The sequence below is a fragment of the Elizabethkingia occulta genome, assembly GCF_002023715.1.
GTDB classification, from domain to species: Bacteria; Bacteroidota; Bacteroidia; order Flavobacteriales; family Weeksellaceae; genus Elizabethkingia; species Elizabethkingia occulta.
The window spans coordinates 16,517-41,985 of sequence record NZ_MAHX01000013.1 but is presented as its reverse complement, the minus strand read 5'-3'; the positions used below and the strand labels follow the sequence as shown (position 1 = coordinate 41,985).

Here is a 25,469-nt window from a genome sequence, read left to right as displayed (position 1 = left end):
ACCATGAAATTTAAGTCTCTGTATTTATTATCACTTTGCAGCCTTGGTGCCTTTGCACAGAATATTCAGAACAATCCGGGCAGCAATCACGGAAACAAATTCGAACAGTTAGGAACCATACTTCCTACGCCCAATGTATACAGAACTGCCAGCGGCGCTCCAGGTGAAAAATACTGGCAGCAGCGTGCAGACTACAATATCAATGCTTACTTGGATGAGGACAAACAACATCTGAAAGCATCCGAAACCGTTACTTATTACAACAACTCTCCGGATACCTTAGACTATCTGTGGTTACAGCTGGATGAAAACGAGCACAGCTCTGTGAACAATGCAGGATTCGAATTCTCCAGTACGATTCCGCAGGCTGTTACTGCAGACAAACTGAAGATTTCGGAATTTCCGGTAAAAGATAATGGCTATGGCGTAAGAATAGAAAAAGTTACGGATGCTAATGGCAGTCCGCTAAAATATACCATCAACAAAACCATGATGCGTATAGACCTTACTACACCTCTGAAGAAAGGAGAAAAAATAGTCTTTAAAGTAGACTGGAACTACAACATATCTGATAGAATGAAAGATGGTGGCCGCGGTGGATATGAATACTTCCCGGAAGATGGTAATTACCTTTTCACCATGACGCAATGGTTCCCGAGAATGTGCGTATACAGCGATTTCCAGGGATGGCAGAACCATCAGTTTACAGGACGTGGAGAATTTGCACTTCCTTTCGGTAACTATAAGGTAAGCATCAATGTTCCTGCAGATCATATTGTAGGAGCTACCGGTGAATGTAAAAACTACGATCAGGTAATGTCTTCCGAACAAAAACAAAGATGGCAAAAGGCACAAAGTGCTACTGCACCTATAGAAATCGTTACACTGGACGAAGCCAAAAAAGCGGAGAAAAATAAATCCAAGGAAAGAAAAACCTGGATTTTCGAAGCCAATGACGTGCGAGACTTTGCATGGGGATCTTCCCGTAAGTTTGTATGGGATGCTATGCCACAGGTGATCGCCGAAAACAATAACAAAGTAATGTGTATGAGCTTCTACGGAAAAGAAGCTTATCCTATCTACAGCAAGTTTTCCACAAGAGCTGTAGCACACACGATTAAAACCTATTCAGACTTTACAATTCCTTATCCATATCCTGTAGCACAGAGTGTGGAAGCTTCTAACGGAATGGAATATCCGATGATTTGCTTCAACTATGGTAGAGCAGAAAAAGACGGCACTTATTCGGAAGCCACTAAAAATGGAATGATTGGTGTGGTGATCCACGAAGTGGGACACAACTTCTTCCCAATGATTGTAAACAGTGACGAGCGCCAATGGAGCTGGATGGATGAGGGACTTAATACCTTTGTGGAATATCTGACCGAAGAACTTTGGGATAACAAATTCCCGTCTAAAAGAGGCTCGGCACACACTATTGTGGATTATATGAAGCTTCCGAAAGATGAACTGGAACCTATTATGACGAATTCCGAAAATATTACGCGTTTTGGTCCTAATGCTTATTCCAAACCGGCAACCGGACTTAATATTCTTAGAGAAACCATTATGGGCCGCGAGCTTTTCGATAAAGCATTTAAAACCTATGCTAAAAGATGGGCTTTCCGCCACCCTACTCCGGCAGATTTCTTCAGAACAATGGAGGATGCCAGTGCCGAGGACCTTGACTGGTTCTGGAGAGGTTGGTTCTACGGAACAGATCCTGTAGATATTGCGATAGAAAAAGTAAGCGTTGCAAAAGCTGACACCGATACAAAAGCTGTAGAAAAATCTACTTCTGTAAAAGTTGCAAAACCAGATCTTCCGGTATTCGATGACATTTCAAAAATCAGAAACCGCGAGGACAAGAGAATAACTTTCTATACCGATAAAGACAAGGAAGCACAGGATTTCTATTGGAGATATGACAGAGGTATGGAGAAAGTAGATCCTAACAAAACTTTCGAAGTAAAAACGCCGGCATCAGAAAACCTGACAGGAAAAGACAAAGAACAGTATAAAGATACTTACGCTTATCAGGTAGACTTCGCCAACAAAGGCGGACTGGTAATGCCGCTAATTGTGGAATTCACTTTTGAAGATGGTTCTAAAACCAGAGACAGGACTTCTGCCCAAATCTGGAGACACAACGAGCAAAAAGCATCCAAAACTTACTTCTTCAACAAGAAAGTAAAATCTATACAACTAGACCCAATGTTGGAAACGGCAGACATCGATACTTCCAACAACTATTGGGGAGCAATGCCTGAAGCCAGCAAGTTTAGCATCTTCAAAGCGAAACAAAATCAGGCAAGAGGCGCTGCAAATGGTGTCATGAATCCAATGCAGGCCGCAAAGAAATAGCCAGGATCAATTATTAATTAATATGATTTAAAGCCTTATTGCATATGTGATAAGGCTTTTTTATGCCTATTTTCAAACCACATAGATACATAGCATAAGTATCTTGGGTAAAAATTTTGTGGTAATAGTTTAAATGCAAAGTACGCAAAGATTCCTTGTACATTTATTATGTTTCTAAGACCGCAAAGCCGCGAACGCTTAGCAAAAACCTCTAAGCGAAATACTTTCAAACCACATAGATACATAGTAAAATACTTTTCAGTCATAAACCCTATGTCCCTATGTGGTAAAAACCAAAACTTCTTTTGTGCCTTTTGTGGTTTATTCTAATTTCTAAACCATATAGGTACATAGCCAATAACCCCGAATAGGTTCTACATAGGAAAATAAATTTTCACACATCAGCTATGTATTCTATGTTAGTATCGAAGATACCCTTATTCAACACTATGGAAACTATGTATCTATGTGGTAAAAACTTTTCGGCAGCAATATTCGTTTGTGTCTTTTGCGGTTAATAAGCTTCAAATTACGAGTTCAGATTTATGCCTTTCTGGTTCGGATCTTAAAATTGTATTTTCATTTTTTCTGCCAAAATTTCTTATCCCGAGAAAAAGTCTGCCAATTTTTAACCCTGAACTTACAACTTGCAACCAATAACCAACTTGGCACATTGTTGGAGAAAACTAAACCAGAAAATCAAAAAAATTAAGATAATTATGTCAGTAAACTTCAAACCATTAGCAGACAGAGTTCTTGTAGAACCAATCGCTGCAGAAACTAAAACTGCCTCAGGAATCATTATCCCGGACACTGCAAAAGAAAAGCCGCAGGAAGGAACAGTTGTAGCTGTTGGAAACGGTAAAAAAGACGAACCGTTAACTGTAAAAGTTGGAGATAAAGTACTTTATGGAAAATACTCCGGTGCTGAATTAAAACTGGAAGGAAAAGACTACTTAATCATCAGAGAAGCTGATTTATTAGGAATCATCGGATAAGCGATAATGCTTATTGCTATTGGCTTCTGGCAGATAGCTTCCTTATAAAAATTAATTTTAAAATAATGCTTGGCGTCTAATATCTGACGTCTAACATCTAATATCTAAATAAAAATGGCAAAAGAAATTAAATTCGATATTGAATCAAGAGACGCTCTAAAAAGAGGTGTTGATGCATTAGCAAATGCAGTAAAAGTAACATTAGGTCCTAAAGGTAGAAACGTAGTAATCGAAAAATCTTTCGGTGCACCACACGTTACAAAGGACGGGGTTTCTGTAGCTAAAGAAATCGAACTTGAAGACAAAGTAGAAAACATGGGAGCGCAAATGGTAAAAGAAGTTGCTTCCAAAACTAATGATATCGCAGGTGACGGTACTACTACCGCAACTGTATTGGCACAGGCTATCGTAAGAGAAGGTCTTAAGAACGTAGCTGCTGGTGCAAACCCAATGGACTTGAAGAGAGGTATTGACAAAGCTGTTGTAGCTGTAGTTAAAAACCTACAATCTCAGTCTCAGTCTGTAGGAGATTCTTCAGAAAAAATCGAGCAGGTTGCTTCTATTTCTGCAAACAATGATGATACTATCGGTACTCTAATCGCTGAAGCTTTCGGTAAAGTAGGTAAAGAAGGTGTAATCACTGTAGAAGAAGCTAAGGGTACTGATACAACTGTAGATGTTGTAGAAGGTATGCAGTTCGACAGAGGATACCAGTCTCCTTACTTCGTAACCAACCCAGAAAAAATGGTTGCGGAACTAGACAATCCTTATATCCTTTTAGTTGAGAAGAAAATCTCTTCAATGAAAGAATTATTACCAGTTCTTGAGCCAGTTGCACAAGGTGGTAAGTCTCTATTAATTATCTCCGAAGAAGTAGAAGGTGAAGCTTTAGCGACATTGGTAGTAAACAAACTAAGAGGTTCTCTTAAGATTGCTGCTGTTAAGGCTCCAGGATTCGGTGACAGAAGAAAAGCTATGTTAGAAGATATCGCTATCCTTACAGGTGGACAGGTGATCTCTGAAGAGCAAGGCTTCACTATGGAAAATATTACTTTAGATATGTTAGGAACTGCTGAGAAAGTTTCTATCGACAAAGACAACACAACTATCGTAAACGGTGGTGGTGAAGAAGCTAAAATAAAAGGAAGAGTAGCGCAGATCAAAGCTCAGATGGAGACTACAACTTCTGACTACGACAGAGAAAAACTTCAGGAAAGACTGGCTAAGTTAGCTGGTGGTGTTGCTGTACTTTATGTAGGTGCTGCTTCTGAAGTTGAAATGAAGGAGAAAAAAGACAGAGTAGACGATGCACTTCACGCAACCAGAGCTGCTGTAGAAGAAGGTATTGTTGCTGGTGGTGGTGTTGCTTTAGTTAGAGCGATCTCTTCTTTAGACAGCCTTACTGGTGCTAACGCTGACGAAACTACAGGTATCAAAATCGTAAAAAGAGCGATCGAGGAGCCATTGAGACAAATCGTTGCTAATGCAGGTGGCGAAGGTTCTGTAATCGTTGCTAAAGTAGCGGAAGGTACAGGTGACTTCGGATACAATGCTAAAACTGACGAGTATGTAAACATGTTGGAAGCAGGTATCATCGACCCTACTAAAGTAACAAGAGTTGCTCTTGAAAATGCAGCTTCTGTATCAGGTATGCTTCTTACTACTGAGTGTGTAATCACTGAGGTGAAGAAAGACGAGCCAGCTATGCCAATGGGTGGTGGTATGCCAGGAATGATGTAACAGCGAGTCGCTGAGACGATATATTAAAACCGTTCTGGAAACAGAGCGGTTTTTTGCTTTTCTGTTAATAAAATATATTAAACTTATATAACTATTTATATTATGTCAGTAAATTTCTTTGAAAAGCTAAATTTTTGTAAGTTTGAGAGTATATCACAATTTCATATCCATATACATAAAATGAAACATTTCTTTTTAAAACGACCAATGTATATAATTATAATTATTCTTTTTATAATTATTCTCTATCCAATATTTTTAAATCTATTTATCCACGATTCAAATGAACAAGGCGTATTTGGTGATAGCTTTGGAGCATTAAACACTTTTTTTTCAGCATTAGCATTTTGTGGTGTGATTATATCAATGATAATTCAAAGAAAAGACTTCGAAGAATCGAAATATCAATATCTTCATGATCGAATGACAAATTTCGTGTATGTTCAATTGGATAGATATGAAAAAGCGTTAGAAAAATTAGTGCTAAAAGATAGTGATGTAAAAATCTGCAATAATGAGGCACTCTATTATTTATATGAAAATTTAAAACATGTTAGTCTTGTATTTTCAGAAACTCGAGAAGAGAGAGTAAAGATAGCTTTAGATAATAAAGAAGCAATTCTACAAAATCTAAGCTTAATTAATGAATCAGGTAGTAAGATATCATCTTTTATAATATCAACTGATAATTGTTTTTTAACATTAAATGATATCTTAAACACAAGTAAATTAACCACCAGTGATAAAAATGAATTAAGAACCATATTTCAAAAAAATCTAGGATTTATGTTTCCACAGGTTATAGAAAGTATATATAATACAATTTATTTAGCTAGAATGTATCATTTCGAGCTAGAAATATCTACTGATGATTTCTCATTTTTAATGACACTCTTGAATAAAATACAATATTTTCATATTTTTCACCATAGTAAAGAAAGGTACAGTTAACACTATTACTATTACCATTACTATTACCATTACTATTACTATTACCATTACTTCTAGCTATTATAAGTATCACACTCATGTTAGGTAAAGTCTAAAATTCACTTCCCCCCAAATAAAATAGCCAAAACCTGTCATTTTTTATCCTGTAGGTTTTACTTATATTTGTTTTTATAAGCCACATAACTATGCAAAGCAAAAAAATACATCAGGGTAGAAATGTCAAGCGTTTTCGTGAAATGTTAGGCATAAAGCAGGATGCTTTGGCTTTTGATCTTGGTGAAGACTGGAATCAAAAGAAGATTTCGCTTCTGGAGCAGAAAGAAATTATTGAAGATCCTTTGCTAAAAAAGATTTCCGAGGTATTAAAAATTCCGGTGGAAGCATTTCAGAATTTTGATGAAGAACAGGCTATCAATATTATTTCTAATACTTTTGATAATTGTCAGCAGCCCGCATCTATTTTCTATAACTCTACGATTAATCCAGTAGAACAATTGATTAAAGTACACGAAGAAAAAATTGCTTTGTACGAAAGAATGCTGAAAGAAAAAGATGAAATGATGGCCAAACTGGAACAGCTTATTAAGAAATAACGGCCAGCCACCGATACAATAAATAAAACCGTTCTGTTACAGAATGGTTTTTATTTTCATAGAACTGAGCATTAAAGGTATTTTTTTCACATTCCACATTCACATAATGTGTAAATTTAGCTGTTAATAAAAATCAATATACATGAAGAAATTTTATTTGCTGTTTCTGTGTTTTTCAACATTAGGATTTGCCCAAAATAAGGCAGAAGCCGAAAAGAAGATTCGTGAAGGGGTTACGCTTTATGATGAAGGAAAATATGATGAAGCTTTATCCAGATATAATGAAGCGCTAAATCTTGATAAAAACAATTTCTTTGCTCTTGCTGAAAAAGCCATGACTTTGGAAATAATGAAAAACTATGATGAATCTATTGAAGTTAGTGAGCTTGCTCTAAAGCTATATCCAAAAGAAGATAATGCAACTGTTTATGTTACTTATGGAAATGCTTTGGATCATATTGGTAAATCGGATTTAGCCATTAAAGCCTACAACGAGGGAATAAAAAAATATCCCGATTATTACCACCTTTACTTCAATAAGGGTATTGCTCTATATAAAGTAAAAGAAACTGAAAAAGCCGCAGAAGCTTTTCAGATAACAACCAGACTGAATCCCAATCATGCAGGCTCATACAATGCATTGGCTGTAATTGACAGATCCAACAGAATCCCCTCAATACTGGCAGCGGGAAGATACCTGATACTAGACAATAAATCTTCAAGAGCCAAAGGCAATCTGGTAACTATGCTTACATTGATGAAACAAGGTGTTAGCAAAAGCGAAGATAACTCAATCAATGTTTCTCTCTCTTCAATATCGGCTGATAAAACAAATAATAAAAAATCAAATACCGATGATTTCTCCACTGTCGATATTATGCTCTCAATGTCTGCAACCCAAGACCTACATGAGGAAAATAAAGACAAAACCGAAATTCAGAAATTTATAGACAAGTTCTCTCCTGTTTGCAGAATTATGAAAGAAGTAAAACCGAAACAAAAAGGCTACTACTGGGATTTTTTGGCACCTTACTTTATTGAAATGAATGACAAAAACCTACTTGAACCTTTTGCCAATATTATTTTTCTTGCCATACAGGACAAAGATGCGATTCAGTACAATGAGCAGCATCAGAACAAGATTAAAGAATTTTATAATTGGTCTAAAAATTACAACTGGAAATAACATACATCATGAACAACAGCAGGTAAATCCCTTGCTAGCACGAGCGTGACGCTCGTGCCTGTACCCATATAAATTAGCCGGAACCAGCCATTTTTCATCGTTCAACTTTTATTTACATTTGCTTCTATAGCAAATAGGTAAAGCAAAACAGTATACAAATTGAGATGAAACCTGCCAGAATTCAAGTTGACTTTAACGAACTTATTGAAAGCGATTTGGTTTTGCTTTCCCAGCAGGACATTAAATTGGACTATAGCGGGCAAGAAGTCTTACTATTCCCGGGCAAAGAAATTGATATTTATATGGATGATACAGATGAAAATGGCGCTGTTGACAATTTATTAGCCAGTGGACCTGTAGAGCTAAATAAGACGGGATTATTTCCGATTTGCAAATGGAATTGCAGAATTAATGCAAATGGGATTCAACATGAAAGCGAATTGAAAAATAATAAAAAGTAAATTGAAAAATAAAAGCATAACATTTATTGTCTTTTTAAGCTATCTGACATTTTCTTGCGGTCAGAAAAATGAAAAAGTCGAAAATAAAATTTCGGTTGAGAATACAAATACTGAAAACTCAATTTCGACAAACATTAAATCGACTACGAAAGAAAATGAAATGAACGATACTATAATAAAGATCGTTAAGGCTTATCAAAGGAAAGATGAAAATACCTTAAATAACTTAATCTACAAAGATTATGGACTTACATTTCTGTTTGCCAGAGGCGTAGCTGATAATATCTCTACAGCAAAACAAATTTCATTCAAGGAGCCTGTTCCAGAATATTTACCGTATGACACAAATTTTGAAACACAATACCTGATAAATGAAACTGGTTCTCCTGTCTTTAACTGTGAAACTGAAAGCTGGAATAAGCCTTCCGGAATTTATGTTGATATGAAAACTAAGGACAAATTTTTATCAACAATTGCAATAAATGAAAATAAGCTTACGGAAGAAACCATTTGGAATGAAAAAGAAATTAAGCTATTTGAAGAAATAGAGCGTAAAAGTCATAAAGTCACTTTAATTGGTGAAAATCAGGAAACTTTTATTTTCTACATAGCCAAAATAAATAATAAATGGTATTTAACCGCAATAGATAGATTTGAAGTTTGTTCTGCCTAAAAAACACTAAAACAGGAGAATGGAAATATTATTGTGATTTTCACTAAAAATAACAACAGAAATAGATCTAATTTTAGGGAAATATTTATCCTATGGGCTCGTAAATCTAAGAATAAATGTTATTTTTAGCACTTATAAAAACTTTATGAACAACACCAGGAAAATCTCAATACTTATAAGTTTCTTTTTATTTGCTTTACTCTATTCTCAGACAGAAAAAAAAGACAGCCTTATTGCAAGCTTTACTTATTTAGTAAAAGCCAAACTCTATAAGTCTACTCCCGATCAGGTATTCGAAGAACTATTCTCTTTGCAGGTGCTGAAGGATCGTGCATTTTTCATTAGCGAGAAATCGATAAAATATGATTCTACTTTTCAGAGTGAATTTCAAAAAGCTACTGTAGGAGGGACTACACGTATAGACTTCAGTGGAAAATCTTTTCCAAAGACAAAATTTCCGTATACTATATTACAAACCAATCAGAACAATCAGTATTTCGAAAGAGCCGGAATGTCATTACTCAGCTATAAAGAACCTGTAATCAATAACTGGAAACTTGTAGATGAGTCAAAGACTATACAATCATTCAACTGCAGAAAAGCAGAAATCAATTACAACGGAAGAAACTGGACAGCATGGTATACCACAGATATTCCGCTTGCTTATGGTCCCTATAAGTTTACCGGATTACCGGGACTAATTATCAAAATATCCGATCAGAGCGGAGATTATGATTTTGAGCTTGTAAAATCTATACCAAGCAGTCAACTGAAGGGTAAGATGCTGGCTATTGAAAAACGCAGGTATGAAAATGCCAATATTACAACTATGGCAGGTTTGCGGGAGGCCAAAAAGAATTTCGTTAATAATATGGTTGGAACACTTCAAAGTATGGAAACAACTATATTACCGGAATCGAGAGAAACCTTCCGGAATATTCAGCTGCAAAAACAAAAAAACTTTAACGACGAGAATACCATTGAAAGAATTCAATAGCACAGCTATATGACGGAACGAAAAAAATACAACGGTATATATACCGACAATTCCGGGACAACAGCTGTAATTGTAGAAAATGATTTTAAAAATTTATATACCGAAATTGACGGTGTGAAATTTTCAGGTTCCGAATTTTCCGATCTGTCTTTAGATGATAAAACAAAATATACCGAACAGCAACTGCAAAGATTTACATGGAGTAAAACACCTGTTTACAACTCAGAAATAGTCAGAGAAGAACTTTGCAACTGTACTTTTGAAATTTTGGTTCCACAGCTTATTATAGACAAAACAACAGGTTCCGAATTTTATTCGGATCTGAAAATTGAATACCTACTGGGCAATGCGGAACCAGATGGCGGAATTGAAGATGAGAGAATTTCAGTCTCTTTAACCATCGAAGGAAACCTTTATATAGGTATTGGTAATCTGATGGAAACTGCGTTGGACGATATCCATAGTCAATTTGGAGAAAGCTATCATTTTAAAAATTGTTATGGTTGTCTGTATGGTGATTACAGCGTTTACGGACAAAGTGCCTTTGGGACCATGCTATGCTTTGCTGCTCAAAAAGAGAAATATAAAAAAGTGACCAACAAACAGGAATATATGGATCTGGAAACTGATAAAACTACCACCGTACAGGAAATATATTGCTGCAGCCAATATGAAATAAGAAGAGCCGGAGCAGGTTATCGAGGCTAAAAAAAATTACGAACACCTATTATACAAATAATGAATAAACTGATACCGGCATTAGGTTTTATTACCCTTATTTCCTGTGGAAAACAAGAGAACAAAACCAGTGTTATAACAACTGAAAAAACAGAGCATATTGTTCAGGATACCACAGCTTCCAAAATCACCTTTCATAAAGCTGACGGAAAAGCAGTCTTATTGGGCAACGATATAAAACTTCTGGACGGAAATTTTAAAGAAATAAAAGACATCAGCAACCTGAATGAACAGCTTGTTGATATAACTGAAGTAAGTGACCTTACTTACAAAGCAAATCCGGCGGATGAGCATTGTCAGGAATTCAGGTATGTGAAAATGAAAACAAGAGATACCGAAGGCTATGTTGATGGCAGAAAAGTCTACGGACCGACAAAAGATGCTCGGGTTAAAACAGTAAAAACAGGCAGCAACGAAGTTTCCTTTACACCGACAGCCTACTTTGGCATTGGCGTTTCAGATGATGACGGTTTAACAGGCTGCTCGGTTAATACACCAATTCTGTTCTCCGATAAATCTGCCAAATATGAAGGCTTGGTAAAAATGGTGAAGAATAAAAATTACGAAAGCGATTATCCATATTTTGAACTTAAAAATGATGATGGAGCAAACGATGAAATTCTAAACATCGAAAAACAGGGCGATAAATATCTTCTTACAATAAAGCGAATGTATCAGGAAGGTGGTGCCAATCTTTTAGTAGCTGTGTCTAAAGACAAAAGCGGAAAATTTGTAGCTGAAATTCTGGAAAATAAAAGGACTGAAGAATAACTTAGCTTTTCCTTAATATTTTAATCACACTATAGCAATTTCTAAATAAAATCAACAAATTACAATACATTTAATAAACATAATCTCAATAGAATGCTTAAATTTAGGCTTTGTATATAAATACAGGTTAAAACTAAGTCTCCATGAAAAAAGTATTTTTAGCATTTCTATTCCTCATCAAGATTTCAACAGTATCTGCCCAAAAAGCCGAAACTCAGGATTTAAATAGTATTTCCAATTATTTTGAGGAAATTAAAACTGCTACTCAGCAAAATATCAGACTATGGAATAAAGACCTGTATGGAGGAATCTTGTTGGTAGAAACTAAAACCAGACAATTATACAGCAACGAGCCGGACGCCCAAAACAGCCTGACAAAACAAGGCGATATCTATGTTGGTAAATTACCCGACAATATTAATACGGCCAATACTTCCCTAATGTGGAATGGTAAAAACTGGGCTATGATTATGCTGCCATTGTCTGAAAATAAAAACAACCGGATAAACCTACTGGCACACGAACTTTTCCATAAAGCCCAATCTGCATTGGGTTTTACCCAAAGTAATAAAGAAAGCAACCATTTAGATCAGAAAGACGGGAGAATATACCTTCGTTTAGAATTAGAAGCCCTTACAAAAGCTGTCCTCTCTGATTCAAAAAAAGAACAAAAAGAGCATCTGACCAATGCACTTACCTTCAGAAAATACAGAAATTCTCTTTTTCCGGAATCAGCTACAATCGAAAACCAATTGGAACTGAACGAAGGTCTTGCGGAGTATACCGGATTTATGATAAGCGGAAGAAACAAAGCACAGATAAAAGAACATTTCGTAGCGACTACCAATGCATTTCTTAAAAACCCTACTTATGTTCGTTCATTTGCGTACAGTACCATTCCTGTATATGGCTATTTGCTCAGTCAAAAAGACAAATACTGGAACCAAAAAATTAAAGGCGATACCAATCTTACAGATTTCTTTATTCAGGATTTTGGAATAAAAATACCCACTCATTTAAAAGCTAGTGTTGACAAAATAGCCAATAACTACAACGGAGCAGCTATTTTTTCGGAAGAAAAAGTGAGAGACGAAAAAATAAAAAAACTGATCGCCGGGTATAAAAGTAAATTCATTGAGCAACCACACCTTGAAATAAAATTTGAGAAAATGAATGTTTCTTTTGATCCAAGGAATATAATCCCGATTGAAGATAAGGGAACCGTTTATCCACAAATAAGAGTTACCGACAATTGGGGTATTCTGGAGGTTACAAAAGGTGCATTGATGAGTCCTAACTGGGACAAAATATCGGTAAGCTCGCCTGTAAAAATAAGCGATGAACTGATTGAAGGTGAAGGCTGGACGATCAAAATAAATAAAGCCTACACCGTAAAAAAAGATGAAAAGAGCAATAACTATGTTCTTGGAAAAAAGTAAGAGCAAATAACGATAACATACAACTATATTAATAGAAAAATGAAAATAATTGACAAACTTGCCTGGATATAGCTAAAAGACAAATCCATTCTTTCCACCAAAAGCTATGGAAAAGACAAATATTACCTTCCCGGTGGAAAAAGAGAAGCCGGAGAAACAGACGAGCAGGCACTGATCCGGGAAATTAGTGAAGAACTGACCGTAACAATAGATAACAAAACACTTAATTACATTGGTACTTTCGAAGCTCAGGCACACGGACATGAAGAAGGTACAATTGTAAAAATGACTTGCTACGCTGCTGAATATTCAGGAGAACTAAAAGTGAGTTCTGAAATCGAAGAAATGAAATGGTTAAAATATTCGGATAAAGACAAGATTTCCGAAGTTGATAAGTTGATTTTCGATAACCTGAAGGATAAAGGCTTACTGGATTAACATACTTTGGAATACTGAAATTGATTGGATTTCGACGCTCTTTTCTTTCAGAAAAGCTCAATCTGACATCAATTTTCTCATTCCAAGCTAGTCTTCGATACGATTTTTTTCCAAAATCACTCAGACTGACAATGTGGTGTTAAGAACTTGCTTAAATTCATCATAAACTAACTTAATATCCAACATATGGAAAACAAAAAAGCAACATCTATTACTTTTGCTATTATAGCTATTATCCTCGGTTTTATACTCTATAAACAATTTGATTTTCAAACCTTCAAATTTGAAAAGCCGGCATTGGCAACTGTTTATGCTACAGTATTTTTCGCCAGTATTTTCTTTCTGGCAAAAAACACGAAAAAGAAATAAAAACAATAATTGCTTTAATACAAAATCACTAAAATATATTTTACAATCTCTTTTTTTCATTAATTTTAGACAGAGGTTCAATCAGTTAATTTCAAATCATCAGATTACCTATACACCAAACCAATATTTAATGATATGAGATACTCTGTTATTTGTATCCTGTTCTTTTCTTTTTTTGCTTCTGCACAGACAAAACAGGATACACTTGCTATAAAACAAGCTGCCCTTGATTATATAGAATCGCAACACACACCAAATCCAGACAGAATGGAACGAGCTTTACATCCCAGAATGGTAAAGCGTACTTTCTGGAAAGACAAAGCGACAGGAAAAGACTATGTCCGGGAAACCAATACAGAATCTATGATTCTACTTGCGGAAAGCTATAACAAAAACGGTGACAAATTTCCGGCGTCTCCCCGAAAAGACATAAAACTACTCGATGTTTCTGACAGAACAGCTTCCGTTAAGCTTTTTGCAGATGAATGGATCGATTACATGCACCTTGTGAAACTCAATGGCATATGGAAAATTATCAATGTTCTGTGGCAATACAACGATTCCAAAAGGCAAACAAATTAATTAAAGCATCATGCCCAATTTTATTATAGACTGCTCACAGGATGTTATTCAGCAGGTTGCACCCGATAAAATTATGAATAGCGTCTATGAAGCTGCAGAAGAAACAGGTCTATTTGCACCTAACGATATAAAAGTGAGAATACAAGCTTTCCAGTATTATAAGCTGGCAGAAAGCAAGAAAGATTTTATTCACATTTTCGGATATATCATGGAGGGACGAACTACAGAACAAAAGGCTAATCTTTCGAAACAAATCATTATAAAGCTTGCCGTCTTATTTCCTGATATTTCCTTTCTCTCCATTAGCATCAACGATTTCGAAACAGCTACTTATTGCAACAAATCGCTGATAAACCCGGATAATACAAATCATAACAGGCATTTTGAACTATAAACAATATACTTACTAGCAATGAAGCCTCAGTTTTTCAGTACACAATCCGATTTCCGAACATGGTTAGAAAATAACCATCAGACAGAGACCGAGCTTCTCGTAGGCTTTTATAAAGTGAACAGCGGCAAACCTTCTATGAGCTGGTCGGAGTCCGTTGATCAGGCACTCTGTTTTGGCTGGATAGATGGTGTAAGAAAATCTATGGATGAGGAAAGCTATACTATTCGTTTTACTCCCCGAAAAAAAGACAGCATCTGGAGTGCTATCAATATAAAAAAAGTTGAACACCTTTCTGGTCAGGGATTGATGAAAGAAGCGGGTCTAAAAGCTTTTAATCTTCGTACGGAAAATAAATCCAGGATATATTCTCACGAGAAAGAACCTATCCCACTCCATCAAAATTTCGAGAAGCAGTTTCAAAAAAATAAAACGGCATGGAATTTTTTCACAACCCAGGCTCCTTCTTATAAAAAAGTAATGATACACTGGATTATGAGTGCCAAGCAGGAAAAAACACAGCTATCCCGTTTGGAAAAAGTAATACAGGAAAGTGAACAGCAAAAAAGACTGAGATAACACAGACTACAAATGACACCAACAGAACAACATTACTTTACTGCACAACTCGAAATTATCGGGATCAATCCTTTTGTATTTCTGCCTCCGCACGTATTGGAAGCTATGCTAAAACATTCGGAAAAGTACAAAGGCAAAATTCCTATAAAGGGTACAGTAAACGGTGTAGACTATATACAAACTCTTGTAAAATACAGTGGTGAATGGCGGCTGTACATCAATACGACTATGCTGAAAAATTCACCCAAAAGAATTGGTGAAATACTGGACATCAGCATAGAAGTCGATCACGAAGAAAGGAAAATTGAGGCACATCCAAAATTGCTGGCAGCTCTGGAAGAAAGTCCGGAAGCGTTGAATATTTTTAATCAGCTCCGCCCTTCTTCCAGAAACGAAATTATAAAATACATCTCCTACCTGAAAACAGAGCAAAGCATTGATAACAATGTAACTAAAGCCATTAACTTCCTTCTTGGAAAAGGACGCTTTGTAGGACGTGATAAGCCTGAACTAAAACTAACTAAAAATCCATAGTCATGAGCCTAAAAACTTTAATCTCCAAATCCGTTCAGTACAACAATTGGGTAGTTAATAAATACCTGGACTGGCTGTCTGCCAAATCTGACGAACAACTGAATCAGGAAACACCATCCAGCTTCCCTACTATTCTAAAAACATTACATCACATATGGCAAACACAGGAATATTGGTGGAGCCATATCTCTGAAAACAACGAATTCGACTTTGCAGCTACTGCAGCATTATCCGGAAGAGAAGAAATATTCAGTGCTATTAGAAATAACTCACAAAAGCTGGCAGATTATGTAGATGGTCTTACAGAAGAAGACCTGATTAAAAATGTAAAAATCGAATCCCAGTGGTTTCAGTGCGATTTTTCTAAATACGAATATATACAACATGTTATTATCCACGGAACCTACCACCGCGGGCAAATTGTAACAATGGGACGGTGCATAGGCATAACCGATGCACCAATGACGGACTACAACTTCTGGAATATTTATAAAGACAAGTAAAATACACCACCAAATCACTTCTTTTAAAATGAAAAACATGCGAATTTTTATCTTACTACTAAGCATTGCAATGTTTATAATATCCTGCAAGCAAAAAGAATCAGCCCCCGTAGTTGTTTCTACTGCCGATTATTTCAATTATAAAGATTCTGTAGAAGCCGGTGGCGTAAAGATGATCCCAATTACCACTCCTGTTGGTAACTTTAAAGTATGGACCAAGCGCTTCGGAACGAATCCTAAAATAAAAGTTTTGTTATTACATGGAGGTCCGGCGATGACTCATGAATACATGGAATGCTTTGAGACTTTCCTTCAACGGGAAGGCTTCGAGTTTTACGAATACGATCAGCTGGGCTCCTATTACAGCGATCAGCCTACAGACAAAAGCCTGTGGAATATCGACCGTTTTGTAGATGAAGTCGAGCAGGTACGCAAAGCCATTAATGCAGACAAAGATAATTTTTATGTTCTGGGGAATTCCTGGGGTGGGATTCTGGCCATGGAATATGCCTTAAAATATCAGAAAAACCTAAAAGGATTACTCGTAGCCAATATGATGGCCAGTGCACCGGAATATGTAAAATATGCAGAGGTTTTAGCTAAACAAATGAAACCTGAGGTACTCGCCGAAGTCCGCGCCATTGAAGCTAAAAAGGACTATGCCAATCCACGCTATACCGAATTACTGTTCCCCAATTATTACGCGCAGCACATTTGCCGACTTCCGGAATGGCCAGATGCTTTAAACCGCTCCCTGAAACACGTAAACAGTACTGTATATACCCTTATGCAGGGACCTAGTGAACTTGGAATGAGCGCTGATGCAAGATTGGCTAAATGGGATATTAAAAACAGACTTCATGAAATTGCGACACCAACATTAATGATTGGCGCCAAGTACGATACAATGGATCCTAAAGCTATGGAAGAACAAAGCAAACTGGTAAAAAAGGGAAGCTATCTGTATTGTCCTAACGGCAGCCACCTTGCGATGTGGGATGATCAGAAAGTATTTATGAATGGGGTCATTAAGTTTATTAAAGATGTCGATTCCGGAAAATTATAACAAGCATTAGCCTTGTTAATAGTTAGCAAGCAGGAATTGGCATAAAATTGACTGTTGTACATGAACAAAAAATAAAGGAATGGAAGTCTTCATCAGACATCAGGATAACAACAAAAGAAAAGAAGAGGCTGTTAATTTCTTTATTAAGCACAAAACGGACAGCTATATTTCGCACTCCGAGATTATGTCCGGGAGAGCCAAATCTGCTACAGAGTGGAGTGAAAACTTTGCTGAAATTCTTTCTGCAGAGTTGGATGAGGACGACTGTAATCTGATTACTATAGAAGATATCCACAACAAAATTATTGGGATTGCTATACTCCGAATTTACAGGAAATACCTTATTATAGAGGATATGATTGTAGATGGCAGCCTTCGCGGAATGTCCTTAGGAAAAAAGCTAATGGATTTTATCCACAATTTTGCAGCCGAACAAAAAGTCAAAGCTTTGTTTCTGGAAAGTGGAATTACCAATGATAAAGCCCATTCGTTTTTTGAGAAAAACGGTTTCGGGAAAGTCTCCGTTACTTATATTAAAACATTATCCGAATAACTGCATTTTACATATAGTTTTTAAAGGCATTTTTTAAAAAAAAATTCTAAATTATCTTAATCTCCAAATAGTTTAATTTATCATTTAGGGATTGAGGTAATTAAGCATTATATTAATTCCACAATTATAATTTTAACAATTAAATCTGTAACATTTTTCATTGGCAATCAACTGATTGTGATATAACTATTAAATTGTATCAACATGAAATCAGTCAGATTTTTTATTCCCGCAATTCTGCTATTTTTCTCGGCATCAGTTTTAAATGCACAGGAGAAAATTCAGACACCAAAACACAATGATGTAAATTCCGCTCTGATTAAAAATGAAGAGACAGAAATGAACTGGTATGCTGTAAAGGACACCACGAAGATTGAAATCGGAAAAGTGATTACCAAAATATCGCGTGCAGCAAACGAGGTCAACATTACAACTACAGTAAAGATGAAAGGAGCTCCAGCAGATTGGACAGATGAAACTTCGGCAAAATTACCGAATCTTGCCCCTGTAAAGCATTCATCCTTTAATATGCAACGGGATATGGTACTCAATTTTGGTAAAGAAGTGACCGGCTATTATCTGGATAAAGCTTCCAACAAAAAAACGGAGATTAATGAGAAAACTTCGGAAGACTTTTTCGACAGTAATATTTATCCACAATTAATTCGCTGGCTTCCACTGAAGGAAAATTACAAAACCAATATTGCCATTTACGATTATAATCCTAAAAAAAGTGGTGTATTAAAAGTCAATATTCAGAATACAGAAAAAGGAATGTTTAAAAACATACCTGTATGGATTGTAAAAACAACAGATGGTATTACCGATCATAAAGTCATTACTACCTTTTATATTGACCTCAAAACACGCCAGCTTCTGAAACAGGAAATGGATATGGGACAAAGAAAAATGCTGATGGAAAGAGTGAAATAAAACAAACAGACGTAAAATTTAAAATAAGCAGGGCTTGATTAACTCTGCTTTTATTTTTTCACAATTTCATGATATAATTCTTTTTCATTAGTTTCGTAAAATCTAAATAGACTAAACACCATCTTTCAAACACCACTATGAACGAAAATTTAAAAATTATCTCAACCATTACCCGAAAATCTTTGTGGGCCTGGATAAAAGTTATTCTGATCGGAAGCATATTTGTGCTGGCTGATCTTATCGTAGGATTTTATTTAATTATCAGCAGCCCGCAAAGCGGTATGGCAGCCGGCCACGTAAACGGTGCCGCCGCTATTCTGGTATTTTTCATGATAATTATTAATTACTTTGTCACTAACTTCTTCCCTACACTCCTTATCTTAATTGGCTTTTTAAAGATTCCGTTATTTATTGTTCTGGCCAATAAACAGGCTATGAGCAGTGCAATGTATAATGCATATAATTATAAGCTTACAGATTATATAGAGCCTAAGGTACAATTGCTGATTAATAAAATCATTGCCAAACAGCCGAACTTTGTAAAACAGATTCCAAATTGGAAAATCTTCCGTGTAAAGCTGATACAGGAAAATAAACAAGACGGCACTACATCCTGGTTCTTCAGAAAGATAACCGGATACTGCCTGAAAAAAGTTAAAATGGATGATGTTAATTTCTCGGATCCCAATCTTAATTATGCCGAGGTTATTTCCTCCAAACTAAAACAGTTTGTACAGGAATCATTGGAACCTTCCATGCTTCTGGTATGGATTGCCTGTGGAGTGGATCTTTTATTGATTATTCTGGCTATTGTATTGAGAAATTAAAAAATTCATTAGGCCGCGCACTCTGTGATTAATTAGCCAACTGGTATAATTACAGAAAACATATTTCAAACCTTATTAATCATCAAAATGAATATTATTACGCTCCCCGATGAATTGAATATAGATATATCATCACCCGTTCAGGTTTTTGATTATACATCATCTCAGGAAGTTTCCAGACAGCAAATCATTTTGAATCAAAATGCTTTCAGCTTTCTGATAGATGGGAGCAAAGAGGTTGTTTTTGATAATTCATCTTTATCAATAGATAATTCCAAATTTATTCTGATGAGATCAGGACATTGTCTGATGACGGAACGATTATCTGATCTGAAGAACTATAGAAGTATTCTTTTTTTCTTCTCCGATAGAGCATTATCAAAATTTATCAGGAGCATCGAACTAAATAAAGCAGAGCCATCTAAGCACAGTTCTGTTCATGCATTTGAATATAATGAATTCATCAAGCGTTTTATAAGTAGTTTATCTGATATTTCGAAGCTTTCAGATAAAGTAAGAAGTAAATTACTGGAATTTAAATTCCATGAGATAATGCTATACCTTACAGAATTGCATGGCACAGATTTCATTCAGTCATTAATCGTAAACAGTAATGATGCAACCAGAAAATTTATCCATACTATAGAAAGTAATCAACTGAATAAGCTAAGCCTAAAAGAACTGGCTTTTTTATGCAATATGAGTATTTCTACTTTCAAACGAGAATTTGAAAAACACTACACAGAATCGCCTGTAAAATGGTTTCAAAACAAAAGACTGGAATATGCCCGCCATTTACTTAATAATACAAAAAAAAGCCCCTCAGAAATTTATTTTGAGGTGGGATACGAGAATCTATCGAGTTTTATACAGGCATACAAATTAAAATACGGAACGACACCTAAACTTCATCAAAAAATCTGAGCTTTAATCTATAGTTTTTGAACAAATCTCTATTCTTCTTTAGCTCTGTCTGAGATTAAATTTGCCATAAATCTTTAAATAATTATCAGATGAAAAAAGCAAATTTAATTTTAGTACTATCTTTCTTTTTGTCCACAACAATTTTTGCACAAAAAACGTTTACCCTTACCAGTAAAGATCTGGGAGGAGAAGCTACAAAAAAAACGGAATTCAACGGATTTGGCTGTACAGGTGATAACCAGTCTCCACAACTACAGTGGGTGAACGCTCCTGAAGGAACAAAAAGCTTCGCAGTTACAATGTATGACCCGGATGCTCCCACAGGCAGTGGTTTTTGGCACTGGCTAATATTTGATATTCCTTCAAATACAACAGAGTTAGCAGCCAATGCTGGAAATATTAAACTCAATATAGCACCAAAAGGAGCAATACAAAGTATTACAGATTATGGTATAAAAGGTTTTGGAGGACCATGTCCACCAAAAGGTCACGGATTTCACCAGTACATTATAACTGTTTATGCGCTCAAATCTGAGAAATTAGGCCTTAATGAAAACACAAATCCTGCAATTGTAGGTTTTAATCTTTGGAATAATGTACTAGCCAAGTCAAGTATAGTCGCTTATTATAAGCGTTAAAATCATATAGTCTGCTTATGTTTCCAAACCTGTAATCGACTAAACATTCATCTTTATTGATAAATTATATCAGAAGGCTATTTCCGGATTGAAAAAACTTTCGGAAATTAGCGGCCTGTACGTTAAATAGTAATCAATGAAATAAAAAATTTAATTAGAACATACAGTAAAACTTAGTATAAGTTTTCTTCGGGGCAGGGCGCAATTCCCTACCGGCGGTTACAGTCCGCGACTCCTTTTATTTTAAAGGACTGATTTGGTGAAACTCCAAAACCGACAGTTAAAGTCTGGATGAGAGAAGAAAATGGAACAATCGGTAAGGCTATTCCTATAGACTTATTGTATTGTATTTCATTTCCATGTACCGAAGACCTATTTTAACATTTAAAAGTAAAATACATGGAAACATTATTAGAAAAATTCGGAGTAAACTCCAAAGAGCGTGTAGAAAATGCGCTTCTGAAATTACAACAAGGCAAAGGCATCCTGCTAGTGGATGATGAAAACCGTGAAAACGAAGGCGATATCATCTTCCCTGCCTCTACTATCACAGAAAAAGACATGGCACTTCTGATCCGTGAATGCAGCGGAATTGTTTGTCTGTGTATTTCTGAAGAGAAAAGCAAACATCTGAACCTTCGTCCGATGGTAGAAACCAACAACAGCAAAAACCAAACAGCATTTACCATTACGATTGAAGCCAAAGAAGGCGTTGAATCCGGTGTGTCCGCTAAAGACCGTGTAACCACCATCAGAACTGCTGTAGCAGAAAATGCACAGGCGGAACATATTGCAAGTCCGGGACATGTATTTCCGCTTATTGCCAGAAAAGATGGTGTATTCGAAAGACGTGGACATACTGAAGGAAGCGTAGATCTTGTAAAACTGGCTAACCTTGGTGAAGATGCAGTACTTTGCGAATTAACCAACGAAGACGGTTCTATGGCAAGGCTTCCGGAGATTGTAGATTTTGCGATCCAAAGAGAAATGACCGTGGTAACTATTGAGGATATTTACACATACCGTAAAGATCTGATCAGTCAGAATTAATCTTAGCTCGCTTCACAATTTGCAAATAATAATGAATACATCACTTCGGTGAAATTCTGAAAGAATATTTTATCAAGAAGGTATTCATTATATTTAAATGTAAGAAGAGCTAATCAAAACATATTATTTTAACGTACAGAAAAGTCCGTTGTGAAAATTCGCAATGGACTTTTTATATTATATACATTTCAATAATTTTTTTAATTATATTTGAATGAATTAGCATTATTAAAGTCATTAATACATTTATTCTATACAAAATATTATTTTATGAAAAACTACTTTACCATGATTTCTGCCGGATTACTCTTATTTGCATTTTCCTGTCAGCAAAAAGAATCAACAACCAAGGCTGATATTTTAGACGGTACTTACAGGCTTGTAGGTTCTGAGACAGTAAAAGGAACAGATACTATTCGCACCACTATAGATCCTGCGAAAACAGAGATGATCAAAATGTTTAATGACAGCCATTTTGCATTCCTGAACCACGACAAATCAAAAGGGAAAGACAGTTTGAAATCATTCTCCAGCGGCGCCGGAACTTATCAGCTAAAAGGAAAAGAATACACCGAAAATCTTGAATATTGCAGCTACAGAGAATGGGAAGGAAGACAATTTCATTTCACATTGGAAAAACGTGCTGATACATTAATCCAGACAGGTGAAGAAGACATTCCGGAATTGGGGATAAAACAAAAAATAAAAGAGATTTACGTAAAAGTGAAATAACTCCTATTTATTCAACCACATAAAAATGGGCGGAAATATTTCCGCCCATTTTTATTATAAGTTTTTAGGTATTATTCTTCATCTTCTACATTCTTCAGTGCCATCAGAAGATTATAAGCACCTTTTGTCACCCACTTCTTAGAAGATTGCTCAGAGGTTAATCCTGTAATCTCCGTAAAGCCATGTTCGGAATTACCTATTTTTACAGGAACCATTTTATATGTTTTAGGCTTTATCTCTTCAAAGATATACTGCTTACCATCGAATGCCACTACTCCACCATCCGGAATTGCCAGAGAAGCGCGACTATTCGTTTCGATTTCCGCATTCATAAAAGTACCAGGCAGCAAATGCGGTTCATAATTCTGGAAATGACAATGAATCAGTACACTTCTGTCAGCAGCAAAATCTTTACTGATCAGTACAATACGCGCCGTAAATTTCTTTTCAGGATTCTGATTGGTGTATGCAATCACCTGTTGGTCCATAGATATCTTATCGAGATCTTTTTCAAAAACCTTTAGTACTAAGTGAATATCACTTGTATTAACGATTTCGAATAGTTTATCTACAGGCGATACATATTGTCCGATGTTAGCATTCACTGAAGAAATATAACCATCTATAGGCGAAACTACAGAGGTAACTCTTTTTATATTATTTGCCGTCAATGCTTCCGGATTAATCCCTGCAATCCTTAGCTTTTCTCCCAACGCCCGCATATTAATCATATGATTGTTGCGCTGATTAAGTGCCTGCTGCATTACTTTATCACTACTTGCCTGACTCTGATTCAAATCACGCTGACGCAGATAATCTTTCTGTGAATATTCCAGATTGGATTTTGCCAAAAGGTAATCCTGCTGTATTTGTACCAGTTCCGGGTTTTCGATTGTAGCCAATACCTGACCTTTACCAATATGCTCACCAGGCATCCATTTAGTATATTTAATATAACCACCAAATGGGGCACTAACGCTGGCTACGGACTGAGGCGGAATATCTATAGAACCTGTAACAGCAATACCAGAAGCTGTTTCTTTGCCTTCTAATGCTCCGGTTTCTATTCCTGCATTTTTATATTGTTTATCGTTTAGAGTAACCTGATTTTCAGTGGTATGTTCTGCCTTTTTCTCTACGGGGGCTTCCTTGGAGCATGAAGAAATGGTAAATGAAGTAATTATAATTAAAAATATCTTGTTCATGATTAGTCAATTTTTGTTTGTTGAAGAGCGTTCATTTCGGTAACGGCATCGTTAAGTTTTTTTATACTGTCGATATTTCTGTTCCGGATATCCAGTGCCTGGTTTACCAACAACACATAATCCAGATAATTAATCTCTCCATTATAGAATTGCAGATTTGCCGTTTTCAGAATAGTCTCCGCATTTTTAAGACCGTCGTTTTGAAAGTAATCAGTCTCTTTCAGGGCATTCTGATACTGAATTGTATACTGTTTATACTGCATATTCAGATTATTTAAAGCCAGCTGATAATTGTTTTCGGCTATTTTCTCATTCACACGCTGTGCTTCTATTGCCAGCTTTTGTGCTTTATTGAATAACGGAATTCCTACACCTATTACCGCTGAATGAAATCTTTTACTACCGTCATTATAACTACCGTTTTCCTGATTTCCGATCATGGATGTATTATTGTACCCCAGATTTATACTTGGAGACAATCTGGCTTTGGCTTCCATTGTCCGGGCTTTTTGTATTTCCTGTTCCTGTTTCAGGGTTTCCACATAAGGATTTCCTTCCGGATTTTGCAGCTGGGAAAACAAAACATTCTGCAAAGAAAAATGCTGCTTTTCATTCGTATAACTATTACCATCGTTAATCAGAAAGTTTAATTTCTCCAATGTTACCGCTTTATCTTTCTCTATTGTCAGTAACTGAAAATGAGACTGAGACTTATAATTCTCTGCGGTAGATTTTTCCAAAACGTTACTCTCTCCTTTTCTCAGCCTCAATGTCGCTTTATCATAATACACACCATAAAGACTGTCCGCTTTCTTGATCAGTGCATATTTTGCATCCAGATAATTCAGTTCGTTAAAGATAAGAGTAAGCTCCCGCCTCAACTGCCATTTCTGAAGAGAAAGATTCAGCATGCTCTGCTTCCATTCTTCAGTGAAAACTTGTTTCTGTTTCTGATAAAATCCCGGAAAACGAAAATTTTGCGACACCGAAAACTTATGATCTGTTTTATCTGTATTAAACTGACCAAACTCTGCGCTTACATTCAGCGGATCCAGATTAAAGGCAGATTGTTTCAGTAGCTTTTGGGCATCTATTTTCAATGCTCCTCCTTTCAGGTTCAGATTGTTATCCAGTATTTTCTGATAGGCTTCTTCCAAGGTAACTGACTGTTGTGCTTTAACACCCAGAAAAGTAAGAAAGAGCGCTATAATAATGCTTAACTTTTGCATGTTAA

General features: G+C 36.0%; 29 protein-coding genes and 1 riboswitch. Of the genes, 27 read left to right on the top strand and 2 right to left on the bottom strand.

Annotated features, from left to right (window positions below):
* Positions 1 to 3: 3 nt before the first annotated feature.
* The 27 genes from BAZ10_RS06605 to BAZ10_RS06475 all read left to right on the top strand — a co-directional run bounded on the left by BAZ10_RS06605 (position 4) and on the right by BAZ10_RS06475 (position 23,030).
* Positions 4 to 2,364: a M1 family metallopeptidase gene (locus BAZ10_RS06605; RefSeq protein ID WP_078771395.1), complete on the top strand. Its 2,361-nt coding sequence runs from the start codon at positions 4 to 6 to the stop codon at positions 2,362 to 2,364.
* Positions 2,365 to 3,083: 719 nt separating this feature from the next.
* Positions 3,084 to 3,362 carry a co-chaperone GroES gene (locus BAZ10_RS06600; RefSeq protein ID WP_024564629.1) on the top strand — a complete coding sequence of 93 codons (279 nt, stop codon included), beginning with the start codon at positions 3,084 to 3,086 and terminating at the stop codon, positions 3,360 to 3,362.
* A gap of 114 nt (positions 3,363 to 3,476) precedes the next feature.
* A complete protein-coding gene (gene groL / locus BAZ10_RS06595; protein WP_078771394.1) occupies positions 3,477 to 5,102 on the top strand; it encodes a chaperonin GroEL in 1,626 nt (541 codons plus the stop codon).
* A gap of 180 nt (positions 5,103 to 5,282) precedes the next feature.
* On the top strand, positions 5,283 to 6,053 hold the full coding sequence (locus BAZ10_RS06590) for a hypothetical protein (protein ID WP_165690095.1): 771 nt from the start codon (positions 5,283 to 5,285) through the stop codon (positions 6,051 to 6,053).
* Positions 6,054 to 6,238: 185 nt separating this feature from the next.
* Positions 6,239 to 6,646 carry a helix-turn-helix domain-containing protein gene (locus tag BAZ10_RS06585; RefSeq protein WP_078771392.1) on the top strand — a complete coding sequence of 136 codons (408 nt, stop codon included), beginning with the start codon at positions 6,239 to 6,241 and terminating at the stop codon, positions 6,644 to 6,646.
* A 142-nt stretch (positions 6,647 to 6,788) separates the two neighbouring features.
* Positions 6,789 to 7,832, top strand: coding sequence for a tetratricopeptide repeat protein (locus BAZ10_RS06580; protein WP_078771391.1), 1,044 nt, complete (start codon positions 6,789 to 6,791; stop codon positions 7,830 to 7,832).
* Between the two features lie 164 nt (positions 7,833 to 7,996).
* Complete coding sequence (locus BAZ10_RS06575; protein ID WP_078771390.1) at positions 7,997 to 8,293, top strand: hypothetical protein; 297 nt, start codon at positions 7,997 to 7,999, stop codon at positions 8,291 to 8,293.
* A 1-nt stretch (position 8,294) separates the two neighbouring features.
* Positions 8,295 to 8,966, top strand: a complete 672-nt coding sequence (locus tag BAZ10_RS06570) for a hypothetical protein (protein WP_078771389.1) — start codon at positions 8,295 to 8,297, stop codon at positions 8,964 to 8,966.
* A gap of 145 nt (positions 8,967 to 9,111) precedes the next feature.
* Positions 9,112 to 9,963, top strand: coding sequence for a GLPGLI family protein (locus tag BAZ10_RS06565; protein WP_078771388.1), 852 nt, complete (start codon positions 9,112 to 9,114; stop codon positions 9,961 to 9,963).
* A 9-nt stretch (positions 9,964 to 9,972) separates the two neighbouring features.
* Positions 9,973 to 10,671, top strand: coding sequence for a DUF6304 family protein (locus tag BAZ10_RS06560; protein WP_078771387.1), 699 nt, complete (start codon positions 9,973 to 9,975; stop codon positions 10,669 to 10,671).
* Positions 10,672 to 10,701: 30 nt separating this feature from the next.
* Entirely contained in the window at positions 10,702 to 11,472 is a 771-nt protein-coding gene (locus tag BAZ10_RS06555; RefSeq protein WP_078771386.1) for a hypothetical protein, read from the top strand.
* 143 nt (positions 11,473 to 11,615) lie between these two features.
* On the top strand, positions 11,616 to 12,911 hold the full coding sequence (locus tag BAZ10_RS06550; protein ID WP_078771385.1) for a hypothetical protein: 1,296 nt from the start codon (positions 11,616 to 11,618) through the stop codon (positions 12,909 to 12,911).
* Between the two features lie 87 nt (positions 12,912 to 12,998).
* Positions 12,999 to 13,349, top strand: coding sequence for an NUDIX hydrolase (locus tag BAZ10_RS06545; protein ID WP_245803787.1), 351 nt, complete (start codon positions 12,999 to 13,001; stop codon positions 13,347 to 13,349).
* A gap of 186 nt (positions 13,350 to 13,535) precedes the next feature.
* Entirely contained in the window at positions 13,536 to 13,718 is a 183-nt protein-coding gene (locus tag BAZ10_RS06540) for a hypothetical protein (RefSeq protein WP_078771384.1), read from the top strand.
* Positions 13,719 to 13,853: 135 nt separating this feature from the next.
* Positions 13,854 to 14,300, top strand: coding sequence for a nuclear transport factor 2 family protein (locus BAZ10_RS06535; protein ID WP_078771383.1), 447 nt, complete (start codon positions 13,854 to 13,856; stop codon positions 14,298 to 14,300).
* Between the two features lie 10 nt (positions 14,301 to 14,310).
* Positions 14,311 to 14,694: a 5-carboxymethyl-2-hydroxymuconate Delta-isomerase gene (locus tag BAZ10_RS06530; protein WP_078771382.1), complete on the top strand. Its 384-nt coding sequence runs from the start codon at positions 14,311 to 14,313 to the stop codon at positions 14,692 to 14,694.
* An 18-nt stretch (positions 14,695 to 14,712) separates the two neighbouring features.
* A complete protein-coding gene (locus tag BAZ10_RS06525) occupies positions 14,713 to 15,270 on the top strand; it encodes a YdeI/OmpD-associated family protein (RefSeq protein WP_078771381.1) in 558 nt (185 codons plus the stop codon).
* A 12-nt stretch (positions 15,271 to 15,282) separates the two neighbouring features.
* On the top strand, positions 15,283 to 15,804 hold the full coding sequence (locus BAZ10_RS06520) for a YdeI/OmpD-associated family protein (protein WP_078771380.1): 522 nt from the start codon (positions 15,283 to 15,285) through the stop codon (positions 15,802 to 15,804).
* A 2-nt stretch (positions 15,805 to 15,806) separates the two neighbouring features.
* On the top strand, positions 15,807 to 16,307 hold the full coding sequence (locus tag BAZ10_RS06515; RefSeq protein ID WP_078403442.1) for a DinB family protein: 501 nt from the start codon (positions 15,807 to 15,809) through the stop codon (positions 16,305 to 16,307).
* Between the two features lie 37 nt (positions 16,308 to 16,344).
* Positions 16,345 to 17,373: a proline-specific peptidase family protein gene (locus BAZ10_RS06510; RefSeq protein ID WP_165689647.1), complete on the top strand. Its 1,029-nt coding sequence runs from the start codon at positions 16,345 to 16,347 to the stop codon at positions 17,371 to 17,373.
* 79 nt (positions 17,374 to 17,452) lie between these two features.
* The gene (locus BAZ10_RS06505) at positions 17,453 to 17,926 is read left to right on the top strand and encodes a GNAT family N-acetyltransferase (protein WP_078771378.1); all 474 of its coding nucleotides are present in this window, start codon (positions 17,453 to 17,455) and stop codon (positions 17,924 to 17,926) included.
* 204 nt (positions 17,927 to 18,130) lie between these two features.
* On the top strand, positions 18,131 to 18,859 hold the full coding sequence (locus BAZ10_RS06500; protein WP_078771377.1) for a DUF3108 domain-containing protein: 729 nt from the start codon (positions 18,131 to 18,133) through the stop codon (positions 18,857 to 18,859).
* 137 nt (positions 18,860 to 18,996) lie between these two features.
* A complete protein-coding gene (locus BAZ10_RS06495; protein WP_078771376.1) occupies positions 18,997 to 19,686 on the top strand; it encodes a hypothetical protein in 690 nt (229 codons plus the stop codon).
* Positions 19,687 to 19,773: 87 nt separating this feature from the next.
* The gene (locus BAZ10_RS06490) at positions 19,774 to 20,610 is read left to right on the top strand and encodes a helix-turn-helix domain-containing protein (RefSeq protein ID WP_078771375.1); all 837 of its coding nucleotides are present in this window, start codon (positions 19,774 to 19,776) and stop codon (positions 20,608 to 20,610) included.
* 89 nt (positions 20,611 to 20,699) lie between these two features.
* Positions 20,700 to 21,248: a YbhB/YbcL family Raf kinase inhibitor-like protein gene (locus BAZ10_RS06485; RefSeq protein ID WP_009084853.1), complete on the top strand. Its 549-nt coding sequence runs from the start codon at positions 20,700 to 20,702 to the stop codon at positions 21,246 to 21,248.
* A 181-nt stretch (positions 21,249 to 21,429) separates the two neighbouring features.
* A riboswitch (FMN riboswitch) is annotated at positions 21,430 to 21,555 on the top strand.
* A gap of 92 nt (positions 21,556 to 21,647) precedes the next feature.
* Positions 21,648 to 22,298 carry a 3,4-dihydroxy-2-butanone-4-phosphate synthase gene (ribB, locus tag BAZ10_RS06480; RefSeq protein WP_045182071.1) on the top strand — a complete coding sequence of 217 codons (651 nt, stop codon included), beginning with the start codon at positions 21,648 to 21,650 and terminating at the stop codon, positions 22,296 to 22,298.
* Positions 22,299 to 22,568: 270 nt separating this feature from the next.
* The gene (locus tag BAZ10_RS06475; protein WP_078771374.1) at positions 22,569 to 23,030 is read left to right on the top strand and encodes a lipocalin-like domain-containing protein; all 462 of its coding nucleotides are present in this window, start codon (positions 22,569 to 22,571) and stop codon (positions 23,028 to 23,030) included.
* Positions 23,031 to 23,101: 71 nt separating this feature from the next.
* Here the strand turns inward: BAZ10_RS06475 and BAZ10_RS06470 are convergent, their stop codons facing one another.
* Together BAZ10_RS06470 and BAZ10_RS19435 are read right to left on the bottom strand one after the other, a co-directional pair.
* On the bottom strand, positions 23,102 to 24,235 hold the full coding sequence (locus BAZ10_RS06470) for an efflux RND transporter periplasmic adaptor subunit (protein ID WP_078771373.1): 1,134 nt from the start codon (positions 24,233 to 24,235) through the stop codon (positions 23,102 to 23,104).
* Between the two features lie 2 nt (positions 24,236 to 24,237).
* Entirely contained in the window at positions 24,238 to 25,464 is a 1,227-nt protein-coding gene (locus tag BAZ10_RS19435; protein ID WP_078771372.1) for a TolC family protein, read from the bottom strand.
* Positions 25,465 to 25,469 lie beyond the last annotated feature (5 nt).

Bases quoted from the DNA above. Each gene is read 5' to 3' on its own strand.
- BAZ10_RS06605 (WP_078771395.1), top strand. From the start codon at position 4: ATGAAATTTAAGTCTCTGTATTTATTATCACTTTGCAGCCTTGGTGCC.
- BAZ10_RS06600 (WP_024564629.1), top strand. From the start codon at position 3,084: ATGTCAGTAAACTTCAAACCATTAGCAGACAGAGTTCTTGTAGAACCA.
- groL (WP_078771394.1), top strand. From the start codon at position 3,477: ATGGCAAAAGAAATTAAATTCGATATTGAATCAAGAGACGCTCTAAAA.
- BAZ10_RS06590 (WP_165690095.1), top strand. From the start codon at position 5,283: ATGAAACATTTCTTTTTAAAACGACCAATGTATATAATTATAATTATT.
- BAZ10_RS06585 (WP_078771392.1), top strand. From the start codon at position 6,239: ATGCAAAGCAAAAAAATACATCAGGGTAGAAATGTCAAGCGTTTTCGT.
- BAZ10_RS06580 (WP_078771391.1), top strand. From the start codon at position 6,789: ATGAAGAAATTTTATTTGCTGTTTCTGTGTTTTTCAACATTAGGATTT.
- BAZ10_RS06575 (WP_078771390.1), top strand. From the start codon at position 7,997: ATGAAACCTGCCAGAATTCAAGTTGACTTTAACGAACTTATTGAAAGC.
- BAZ10_RS06565 (WP_078771388.1), top strand. From the start codon at position 9,112: ATGAACAACACCAGGAAAATCTCAATACTTATAAGTTTCTTTTTATTT.
- BAZ10_RS06560 (WP_078771387.1), top strand. From the start codon at position 9,973: ATGACGGAACGAAAAAAATACAACGGTATATATACCGACAATTCCGGG.
- BAZ10_RS06555 (WP_078771386.1), top strand. From the start codon at position 10,702: ATGAATAAACTGATACCGGCATTAGGTTTTATTACCCTTATTTCCTGT.
- BAZ10_RS06550 (WP_078771385.1), top strand. From the start codon at position 11,616: ATGAAAAAAGTATTTTTAGCATTTCTATTCCTCATCAAGATTTCAACA.
- BAZ10_RS06540 (WP_078771384.1), top strand. From the start codon at position 13,536: ATGGAAAACAAAAAAGCAACATCTATTACTTTTGCTATTATAGCTATT.
- BAZ10_RS06535 (WP_078771383.1), top strand. From the start codon at position 13,854: ATGAGATACTCTGTTATTTGTATCCTGTTCTTTTCTTTTTTTGCTTCT.
- BAZ10_RS06530 (WP_078771382.1), top strand. From the start codon at position 14,311: ATGCCCAATTTTATTATAGACTGCTCACAGGATGTTATTCAGCAGGTT.
- BAZ10_RS06525 (WP_078771381.1), top strand. From the start codon at position 14,713: ATGAAGCCTCAGTTTTTCAGTACACAATCCGATTTCCGAACATGGTTA.
- BAZ10_RS06520 (WP_078771380.1), top strand. From the start codon at position 15,283: ATGACACCAACAGAACAACATTACTTTACTGCACAACTCGAAATTATC.
- BAZ10_RS06515 (WP_078403442.1), top strand. From the start codon at position 15,807: ATGAGCCTAAAAACTTTAATCTCCAAATCCGTTCAGTACAACAATTGG.
- BAZ10_RS06510 (WP_165689647.1), top strand. From the start codon at position 16,345: ATGCGAATTTTTATCTTACTACTAAGCATTGCAATGTTTATAATATCC.
- BAZ10_RS06505 (WP_078771378.1), top strand. From the start codon at position 17,453: ATGGAAGTCTTCATCAGACATCAGGATAACAACAAAAGAAAAGAAGAG.
- BAZ10_RS06500 (WP_078771377.1), top strand. From the start codon at position 18,131: ATGAAATCAGTCAGATTTTTTATTCCCGCAATTCTGCTATTTTTCTCG.
- BAZ10_RS06495 (WP_078771376.1), top strand. From the start codon at position 18,997: ATGAACGAAAATTTAAAAATTATCTCAACCATTACCCGAAAATCTTTG.
- BAZ10_RS06490 (WP_078771375.1), top strand. From the start codon at position 19,774: ATGAATATTATTACGCTCCCCGATGAATTGAATATAGATATATCATCA.
- BAZ10_RS06485 (WP_009084853.1), top strand. From the start codon at position 20,700: ATGAAAAAAGCAAATTTAATTTTAGTACTATCTTTCTTTTTGTCCACA.
- ribB (WP_045182071.1), top strand. From the start codon at position 21,648: ATGGAAACATTATTAGAAAAATTCGGAGTAAACTCCAAAGAGCGTGTA.
- BAZ10_RS06475 (WP_078771374.1), top strand. From the start codon at position 22,569: ATGAAAAACTACTTTACCATGATTTCTGCCGGATTACTCTTATTTGCA.
- BAZ10_RS06470 (WP_078771373.1), bottom strand. From the start codon at position 24,235: ATGAACAAGATATTTTTAATTATAATTACTTCATTTACCATTTCTTCA.
- BAZ10_RS19435 (WP_078771372.1), bottom strand. From the start codon at position 25,464: ATGCAAAAGTTAAGCATTATTATAGCGCTCTTTCTTACTTTTCTGGGT.